General features: G+C 40.2%; 5 protein-coding genes and 1 pseudogene. 1 reads left to right on the top strand and 5 read right to left on the bottom strand.

Annotated elements, in window-relative coordinates; translation table 11 throughout:
* Positions 1-489, top strand: a pseudogene (locus QZY09_RS06955) (coproporphyrinogen III oxidase); the annotation flags it as partial.
* Positions 490-1,390: 901 nt separating this feature from the next.
* Here the strand turns inward: QZY09_RS06955 and QZY09_RS06950 are convergent.
* The 5 genes from QZY09_RS06950 to QZY09_RS06930 all read right to left on the bottom strand — a co-directional run.
* The gene (locus QZY09_RS06950) at positions 1,391-2,080 is read right to left on the bottom strand and encodes a sulfite exporter TauE/SafE family protein (protein WP_295670121.1); all 690 of its coding nucleotides are present in this window, start codon (positions 2,078-2,080) and stop codon (positions 1,391-1,393) included.
* The gene (locus QZY09_RS06945; RefSeq protein ID WP_295670118.1) at positions 2,077-2,502 is read right to left on the bottom strand and encodes a FixH family protein; all 426 of its coding nucleotides are present in this window, start codon (positions 2,500-2,502) and stop codon (positions 2,077-2,079) included. Before QZY09_RS06945 ends, QZY09_RS06950 begins: the two co-directional genes overlap by 4 nt.
* 8 nt (positions 2,503-2,510) lie before the next feature.
* Positions 2,511-2,663, bottom strand: coding sequence for a hypothetical protein (locus QZY09_RS06940; protein ID WP_295670113.1), 153 nt, complete (start codon positions 2,661-2,663; stop codon positions 2,511-2,513).
* A gap of 33 nt (positions 2,664-2,696) precedes the next feature.
* Positions 2,697-3,881: a cytochrome c oxidase accessory protein CcoG gene (ccoG, locus tag QZY09_RS06935; RefSeq protein WP_295670112.1), complete on the bottom strand. Its 1,185-nt coding sequence runs from the start codon at positions 3,879-3,881 to the stop codon at positions 2,697-2,699.
* Positions 3,882-3,910: 29 nt separating this feature from the next.
* A partial coding sequence (locus QZY09_RS06930; protein WP_295670110.1) for a cbb3-type cytochrome c oxidase N-terminal domain-containing protein occupies positions 3,911-4,555 on the bottom strand: 645 nt, incomplete at its 5' end.

The following is a 4,555-nucleotide window of genomic DNA, read 5'->3' as shown; positions in this document are numbered from 1 at the left end:
TTACCTGCAGACAGTTTATACCAGGCATCTGTTACCGGCAAATTACATCGCAATTTTATGGGCTATACCCACCAGTACACCGAACTTATGATCGGGCTTGGTGTATCATCCATCAGCGATTCGTGGTATGCTTTTGCCCAAAATGTAAAAAAGGTGGAAGACTATATTGAATTGGTAAACCAGGACAAGTTACCGGTATTTAAAGGGCATATTTTGACAAGGGAAGACCTTGTTATTCGCAGGCATATTTTGGATATAATGTGCAAAGGCGAAACCAGGTGGAATTATCATAATGAACCTTTTGAATCTATATTCGCAGGCATCGAGCGGCTGCAAACGCTTGCAAATGACGGACTTATTGAACTTAATTCGTGGAGCCTTAAAGTAACGCCGGAAGGTAAACGTTACCTGCGTAATATTTGTATGGCGCTGGATGCCAGGCTTTGGAAAAACCAACCTACTTCGCAGCTCTTCAGTATGGCAGGTTAGCTATGCCATAAAACCAAATTTTTACAGGCAATTTACCAGATAAATATTTGGGCTCGCTCCGGGGCAAACTTACGTCATAAAAAAAGCTGTTACCCTGCCAGGCAACAGCTAAAAAAATTAAACTAAACAATTAATGTTAAAAAAACCGATTAAAAATCAACAGCATCGCTATATGCTATCTTTTACCTAAATCAATTATTACAATACAAATATAACATGCCTTTGCTGCCAAAAACATGACCTTAAACAGTCAAAAACATGATCTGAAGCACTTTTTCAAAAAACGACCAGCATAAAAAAGCTGTTGCATTAATGGCAACAGCTTCAAATCAACATTAAAAATTTACCTTATCAAAACTAAACAAACAATCAAATTAAAAAGATGATGAGCACGAACGCATCAATTAAACAAAAGGCAACAACTGAAGTAAGGGCACGCGCGGGCCGATCCAAACAAGCAAAAATATTAGTAAAAAATGCCAGGCAACTACCGGCAATAATGCTAAAATGAGCGTGACAGTACGTTAACAGTAATGCCACCAATGGAATAAAAAATACAGATTGAACAACAATCCGGATATATACCCACTTGGTTTTGCTTATTGAACTTTTATCCCCCAAAAAATCAAATTCTCTAAAATACCTGACTTCCAGGGACCTGGTGCTGGCTTATATTCCCAATAAACCGGCTTGTGCATCCTAATTGCTCTCATCTTCTGATTTATTTTATTAACGTAAAGTTGGGCAATTTTACAACGCTAACACATGATGTCACTCCGGTCAAAATATGATCATTATCATTTTGTTAAATCATTTGCAGGGTTTCACATGCACTTCGAAAAGGCAAAAAGAGAGATCAGAAGCCACTTATATTATTCTTCAAATTCGAACAATTGCCATTTTAACGGCAAACGCCAGTGGTCGGGTTAAACACTGCGGGGCTTAGGTAAGGAATATTGAGCTGAAGGCCGCGCAGTAAAAACCAAAACCCAAGAAATATCATAAAATAAGGTATTGTTTTGTTGATGCGCCTGCGTATTGCAGGCCCCATAAACCCGGTACTTACTGTTGCGATGAGCATCAATGGAAAAGTACCCATACCAAACCAAAACATAAATTGAGCCGACGTAAACGGCGAACCCGCGTTAATTGCTCCTGCAAGGGCAAGGTACACGAACCCGCATGGTAAAAACCCGTTAAGCAAACCAACAACCAGGTTACCTGCGCGATGCCGCAATGCGTAATTTAACAAACGGTTAAATGGAGATAGTAGCTTCGCCATAAATTCACCATCGGATAGCCTTAACTTAAATATTCTTGAAAAGCCCGCCATCAGGATAAGGATGCCACTCAGCAGGCTTATCCCCTGTTGCAGGCCCGACAGCCATAACTGCCTTCCAATAAAACCTATGAGGAAACCCAAAAAAGTATAGGTGATTACACGGCCCAAATTATAAACCAACTTATCAGCAATTACAAGCCACCAGCGGGTTTGAAAAGAAGGCACAGCAAGGGCAAGCGGCCCGCACATCCCAACGCAATGCGCACTTCCAAATAGGCCTAGAAAAAATGCAATTTCGCCGCTGTTCATTTCAGGTTTATACCGTGCTGGTATAAATATTTTTTATGATTGCTCTCCCAATTAAAAACCAATAACCAATGGCCTTTGCTAACTTTTTCAAGCGGTATAATCAATTCGTTTTGGGCATTAAGTTTTAGGTTATAAACCCTGTCCATAGTGTAGTCTGAAGGGCGGCCCAATGTTACCTTTCCACTGGTAATCTGTTGTGCAAATGCTACTTTTAAGTTATCAGCATCCGATTTTATCAATGGTACCACATGATCTTTATAAACCTGCACTTCCTGGTTATAATCTTTATCAAAAGTGAGTCCTTTTTCATAATACTGATGGTCGTAATCGTCAACAGGAGCTGTAAACATAAAATACACCATCGTCACAATAAACAGCATAAAAGCTACCATTGTCAATACAATTCCTTTTCCCCAGTTCATAGTTTAAATTAATTTATTGGTCCAACAAATTCGGTTTCAACCGTTTTCACTACTCTATTTCCTACTACCAGTTGTAAATGCACATCTGTTTTAGCATTATGTATTTTTGAAGCCGGTATCATTACAAAAAATATAGCCTTAACTGCCCCCTCTTTTTCCATTATACCCGGCGCCTGTATATATTTAATTATTATTTATTGATCATCTGCCTGAAGTGTAAATTTTTTCTGCTGATTAGTTTTGTTTATAAATTCCGCATTATAAATATTACTGATATATCCTCCGGGTTGTTCCTGGTACAGCATTCCTGCACTACGCATAACCGTTACATCAAGATCGCTGCGTGTAAATATGAAATAGCTCAGCACCGATAGCAATACAACAATCACTCCGGTATAAGCCTTCATTCTTATCGTAAACGACGGCTTCTCTTTCATGTGGATCATGTTTTCTGAAAAATAGCCGATCAGCTTTTGCGGTTTATGGATCTTATCCATTACCTCGTCGCATACATCAATACATGCAGTGCAGTTAATGCATTCAAGTTGTGTCCCTTTCCTGATATCTATCCCGGTAGGGCAAACATCAATACATAAGCCGCAGTCAATGCAATCACCTTTCTGGCCGGGCATATCGTGCTTTTTATCAATCTTACCCCTGGGTTCACCCCTTACATCATCATAAGCAACAACCAGTGTATGCTCATCTATCATAACCCCCTGCAGCCTGCCATACGGGCAAAACAAGGTACAAACCTGCTCACGTATCCTGCTGTATACCGTGTAAAAAACTATTGTAAACACCCAAATACTTATGAAACCGACTACATGAGCTGCTATCGGTTCAGTGATAATTTTTATTAAACTTTCACTACCAATAATGTACGCCAAAAAGGTATTGGCGATCAAAAAAGAAATGATAATAAAAGCGGCCGCTTTGCTGGTTTTCCTTATAATTTTATCGCTTGTCCAGGGGCCGGCATCAAGTTTTTTCCTTTTTCTTGCGTCACCTTCAATCCATTCTTCCACTTTGCGGAAAACCATTTCCATAAAAATGGTTTGGGGGCAGATCCAGCCGCAAAACACACGGCCAAACGCAATGGTAAACAATACAATACAAACTATAAATATCAGCGTTGCAATCACAAACAGAAATATATCCTGGGGCCAAAACACCTGGCCCAGTAATACAAACTGCCTGTCGATAAAATTAAGCAGCAACAGTGGCTGCCCGTTAATACGTATAAAAGGCCCTGAGAACAGGAAGACAAGGTAAATATAACTTATCCAGCTGCGCCATTTGTAAAATGGCCCCTTACGTATCAACGGATATATCCACTGCCGCTTACCACTTTTCGCTCCCTCTAATAATCCATCCATCCTGGTATATCCTTATATTGATTTAGGTTTTAAGATTTCGGTGCATGACTTTTGGCATCGTCCTCTTCTTTAGTTCCCTGCGGTTCCTTTGCGCCCGGAGGGTTGGTACCATGCAACGATTTGATATAATTAGAAACGTCAGATATTTGTTTTGGCGATAATTGCTTTTCCCATGTCGGCATTCCTTTTGCAAGCACGCCGTATTTTATTGTTTTAAAAATATCGCTGATCTTTCCGCCATGCAGCCAGTAATCGTCTGTCAGGTTTGGCCCTACAACACCTTGGCCCTGTGCACCGTGACATGGAGAACAGGTTGTCATAAATACGGTCTTTCCGGAAGCAAGTACAGTTGGGTCTGTTTCCAGTTTAACTGTATTTTCATCAACCTTGCTGGCCTGGTGGCTTAAATAAACTTTTTTAGCAGCGTCAGCCTGTGCCATTTCAGTTTTATACTCAGCATATTGAAGCTGTCCCGTGCCAAACACATGGTAATTAAGCAGGTAACCTACCGCGAAAAGTATTGTACCATAAAACAAATACATAAACCATGCGGGTGTTGGGTTATCAAGTTCCTTTATGCCGTCATACTCGCCTTCAAGCAGTAAATTGCTTTCTTCGGACATTGGTTTTAAAGAGAGCAGTTTAAGCCAAATTTTACTTTCTTTTTGTTTGCC

Origin of the sequence: uncultured Mucilaginibacter sp., from assembly GCF_903913935.1 — a bacterium.
In the GTDB taxonomy this organism is placed as follows: domain Bacteria; phylum Bacteroidota; class Bacteroidia; order Sphingobacteriales; family Sphingobacteriaceae; genus Mucilaginibacter.
The sequence above is the reverse complement of the archived record's forward strand: the minus strand, read 5'-3'. Positions and strand labels throughout refer to the sequence as shown.

Bases quoted from the DNA above. Each gene is read 5' to 3' on its own strand.
- QZY09_RS06950 (WP_295670121.1), bottom strand. From the start codon at position 2,080: ATGAACAGCGGCGAAATTGCATTTTTTCTAGGCCTATTTGGAAGTGCG.
- QZY09_RS06945 (WP_295670118.1), bottom strand. From the start codon at position 2,502: ATGAACTGGGGAAAAGGAATTGTATTGACAATGGTAGCTTTTATGCTG.
- QZY09_RS06940 (WP_295670113.1), bottom strand. From the start codon at position 2,663: ATGGAAAAAGAGGGGGCAGTTAAGGCTATATTTTTTGTAATGATACCG.
- ccoG (WP_295670112.1), bottom strand. From the start codon at position 3,881: ATGGATGGATTATTAGAGGGAGCGAAAAGTGGTAAGCGGCAGTGGATA.